Raw genomic sequence first — 4242 nt, forward strand, 5'->3', positions numbered from 1 at the left:
CCGAGTTCCAATGGGATTCGCCTCTCATTCCCTATACCTGGTGAAAAGCCAGTGGTTTCGGAAGGTCCATTTACGGAAACACAAGATTTAACTGCAGGGTTTATACTGATTGAAGTGGAATCCAAAGAAGAAGCGGTTAAGTGGGCGATGCAAATGCCTGACCCTCAAGGATATGGCGAAGGTCAGATTGAATTACGTCAAGTATTTTAAAAGACGAGAGAGCATCCAACTAAATGAAAATGTCCATAAAAAAGAATTAAATGAGAGCCAGGTGGTGGTCATTACGAAAATAACTCTTTTCATCGTCTGGAGCATTATTTTTCTATATCTTCTAAACGTACTGGAGATTGAGAAAAATATTCTCAACTACTCGATTGCTTTCTTTTTTTTATTGACTGGCATCCTCCTGATAAATGGTCTCCTCAATAAAAAAATTAACAAAAATGTATTGAACAAATAAAACATAAAAAAAGGCCACCTTTTTCTGGTGACCTTTTTTTATACGTTAATATATTCAAAAGAGATTATTTTTCTGGACGAAACCTTTCTAGCTGCTCCAACAAATTCTCTTTTTCCATAATCTCATGTTCATATTTACCAAAAAGATCGAAATGGGGGTAACCTTCCTTATAGTCAATCCATTCTTCCTTTAAGTCATACTGCTTTCCCCATTCGATGAGCTTATTAATATCGCTACATCCAACCTTAGTAACCGTTTTGCATCCTGGAAAGCGTTCATCCAACCAATAGTGAGTAAGAAAAGCGATTTCCTTGTTTTCCACTGACTGTTTCCAATTTTTTAGCTCATCTCTATTAATACCAAAAGCCACAGTTAAGATTCCTTCACGATTTCTTTATATTTATTGTCCCAAGCTGCATCTATCTTCGCAAGTGATACTGGTCTAAAATCTTCTTTTCGAACGACTACATGCTCCGTCGTTGCGGTAGAAGACAGTGTGCCATCTGTATGTACAATTTCATAACCATAGGTTGTTCTTAGTCTTCCATGCTTTTCAATCCATGTTCGTACTTTTACTTTATCCCCGTACTTTACCGGTGTTTTATAATTGATATTTACATTGGTTACTGGTGATAAGTATCCATCCTTCTCTAAACCTGCATAAGAGAAACCCAAATCTTGTATAAGCTGAGTTCGTCCCATCTCTAACCAAACTAAATAGTTTGCATGATACACTACTCCCATTTGATCGGTCTCTGCGTATCGTACTTCAATTTCTTTATCACTTATAAACATTTCTTAGTCACCTCAACCTCTATTATACAAAAAGATAGCAAAAAAAGCTGGAAAGTGTTACTCCACAGCTTTTAAAGCCATCTCTTTTAATAGTTTCTTATTAATTTTACCTACATCTGTCCTCGGCAATTCTTCTAGAAAATAAATCTTCTTAGGAACCTTATAGCTTCCTAGCGTTACTTTACAATAATCGATTAGCTCCTGCTCTGACACAGCTGAATTAGCATAAGAAATAAATGCAGTCACACACTCTCCCCATTTTACATCCTCTAATCCAAGTACAGCTGCTTCCTTTACATTAGGATGCTCCGCAAGGCGTTGCTCGATCTCTAAAGGATAAATATTCTCTCCTCCTGAAATAATCATCTCCTTTTTACGACCCACTATAAAGAAATCACCATCCTCGTCAAAGATTGCAAGGTCTCCAGTTTTTAACCATTTACCCTCAAATGTATTTTCCGTTTCCCCATCATTATTCCAGTAGTGCTTAAAAACGTGTCTCCCTGAAACGTATAGCTCACCTACTTCATTTGGTTGACAAGGTTCCCCATTTTCGTTTATTACTTTTACTTCATTGAATTGCATACACTTGCCTACTGTCCCCTTTTTAAGCATAGCTTTCTCTGGATGGACGAAAAAGTTGTTTGGTCCTGCCTCCGTCAAACCGTAGCCTTCTTTAAACAAAATTCCAATCTCTTCAAACTTATTATAGATTGTGTGAGGACAAGGCGCTCCACCGGATAAAAAACACTTAACTGTAGGGAACAGCGACTTATTGATATACTCTGTTTCTAACATTGCTTGATACATCGTCGGCACAAACAAAGACAGAGTAGTCTTGTAGGAGTCCAAGTATTTTAAAGCTTCCTCTGCTTGAAACTTGTTGCCTGTGACCACGGTACCCCCCGCCATTAAAATAGGTATGCATAATGCGTTTAGTCCTCCAGTATGAAACATAGGCATATAGTTTAATGTACAGTCCTCTTCGTTTAATCCCCAGCTGATGATTGTATTAATCGCATTCCAATTGACATTGTCAAAGGATAGTACTGCTCCCTTAGGACTTCCAGTTGTCCCGCCTGTATAAATAATGAGCCAAGGATCATCCGGTTTCCAATCCGTGTTTAGATGGAAGTCATTATTATTGGAGAGTGTTATACCCGACAAAATAATTGTTTTAAAGGTAGGGAAAAATGTACTTAAGTATCTATGCTCGTCATCGTAAATGACGGCCACCGGCGAACAATCATCTAGTATATATTGTAATTCTTTGGTGCTTAACCGGAAATTTAACGGCACATAGATAAGTCCTTTCAAACCACAGGCGAACAATAATGCAAATAGTTCTATTCTATTATGAGAAAGAACCACGATTCTCTCCCCAGCTTTATATCCTTGTTGCTCAAAATAGTTCGCCCATCCACTTACTTGTTCCCATAATGTTTCATAGGTCCATTCCTTGCCGCTACTACTATCTATTAAAGCCTTCTTAGTTGGAGAGAGGATAGCCCTTTTATAAATCCATGCTTGTTCAGATAACATCTTGGCAACACCCTTTCCTTACATCATGATACCGCCATCTACTTGTAGTACATGCCCGTGAACATAACTAGATTCATCGGAGGCTAAAAACAAATATGCATTTGCAATATCGCGTGGTTCTGCTAAACGTTGGAGAGCCACAACAGACTGCATCTGTTCAATAATTTTCTCAGGCATTTTCGCTACCATTTTCGTTAAAGTGAACCCCGGGGCTACTGCATTCACATTGAGGCCTTTTCTTCCTAGTTCTTTTGCCCATGTCTTCGTCATTCCTACGACCGCAGCCTTTGAAGCAGCGTAATTGGTCTGACCTACGTTTCCATAAACTCCACTAACGGAGGAAGTATTAATAATTTTTCCATACTGATTTGCTACCATGTATGGAACAACAGCCTGCGTGCAATTGAATACACCTTTTAGATTTACATCTAACACTCTACTAAAATCTTCTTCTGTCATTTTAGTTAGCATGGCATCACGAGTGATCCCTGCATTATTTATCAAAATATGAATCTCTCCAAACCGTTCAATCGTTTGTTCCACCATTGCATCAACACTTTTTCGATCTGCCACATCTACTTGGATAAAGAATGCCGAATAACCTTGTTCTCTTAATTCATTTTCTAGAGATGTGCCTGCCTGTTGATCGAAATCAGCCAAAACTACTTTTGCTCCTTCTTCAACAAACCGTTGAACAGCCGCGGATCCAATACCGTTAGCGGCTCCAGTAATAATTGCTACTTTATCTTGAAGTCTCATAATTATTTTTCCCCCTTTAAAAATGGTTCGACAGCACTTAGCAATTGCTCCAAATCATCAATTAAGGGAGAATGGCCACAGTTAACTAAAGGGATATATGTAGCATTGTCACCCAAATCTGCAACGATTTCTTGTGTCATTTGCTCTGATACTACATAATCTCGATCTCCACGAAGAACAAGAACTGGTATGGTTATATCCTTAGCCTGGTTGGTTCCTTTTGCGGCTCCATTATGCTCTTTACCAATATTAAATATATTTAAGCTGTGATACACATCAGCTAAATTTCGTTGTGTCAGCATATCGTCTAGATATTCTTCATATAATTGCTCATTCGGTTTCCTTTGTGTATAGATTGCAGCATTCCATACAGCCCTTAAGCCCTCTTTGTTTTTTGTATCATACAATCCTTGCATCGCCTTCGTTTTAGATGGATCATTCTCGATTTCCTCTATCGTCTGTAGTCTTTCATTATAGTTAGGCGTGCCATCTGGATTCGTCCCAAAGAATGGATATCCTCTGGTGGACGCTGACGACAATAGAACCAACTTTTCACAATACCCAGGAAAATCAGCAACAAACTGCATACATACTGCGCCCCCAGTAGACCAGCCAATCAAGTCAAACTTCTTAAGGGAAAGGTGGTCGACAAAATTTTTTAGATCATTTGAAAAATCCTTTATCCC

At 38.6% G+C, this 4242-nt stretch carries 6 protein-coding genes; 1 reads left to right on the forward strand and 5 read right to left on the reverse strand.

What is annotated here, in order from left to right; translation table 11 throughout:
• Positions 1-210: YciI family protein (locus tag AC06OU_RS11650; RefSeq protein ID WP_475855948.1), on the forward strand; the 210-nt coding region annotated here is incomplete at its 5' end.
• A 314-nt stretch (positions 211-524) separates the two neighbouring features.
• On the opposite strand, the gene AC06OU_RS11655 is transcribed toward AC06OU_RS11650, so the two are convergent.
• The 5 genes from AC06OU_RS11655 to phaZ form a co-directional block, all read right to left on the reverse strand.
• Positions 525-830 carry a hypothetical protein gene (locus tag AC06OU_RS11655; RefSeq protein ID WP_475855949.1) on the reverse strand — a complete coding sequence of 102 codons (306 nt, stop codon included), beginning with the start codon at positions 828-830 and terminating at the stop codon, positions 525-527.
• 2 nt (positions 831-832) lie between these two features.
• Positions 833-1255, reverse strand: a complete 423-nt coding sequence (locus AC06OU_RS11660) for an acyl-CoA thioesterase (RefSeq protein ID WP_475855950.1) — start codon at positions 1253-1255, stop codon at positions 833-835.
• Between the two features lie 57 nt (positions 1256-1312).
• Positions 1313-2797: a class I adenylate-forming enzyme family protein gene (locus AC06OU_RS11665; RefSeq protein ID WP_475855952.1), complete on the reverse strand. Its 1485-nt coding sequence runs from the start codon at positions 2795-2797 to the stop codon at positions 1313-1315.
• Positions 2798-2815: 18 nt separating this feature from the next.
• Entirely contained in the window at positions 2816-3556 is a 741-nt protein-coding gene (gene fabG / locus AC06OU_RS11670) for a 3-oxoacyl-ACP reductase FabG (protein WP_475855954.1), read from the reverse strand.
• Positions 3557-3558: 2 nt separating this feature from the next.
• Positions 3559-4242 (reverse strand): intracellular short-chain-length polyhydroxyalkanoate depolymerase (phaZ, locus tag AC06OU_RS11675; protein WP_475855956.1); only part of this gene is annotated, 684 nt, incomplete at its 5' end.

It is taken from the genome of Psychrobacillus sp., assembly GCF_056205495.1.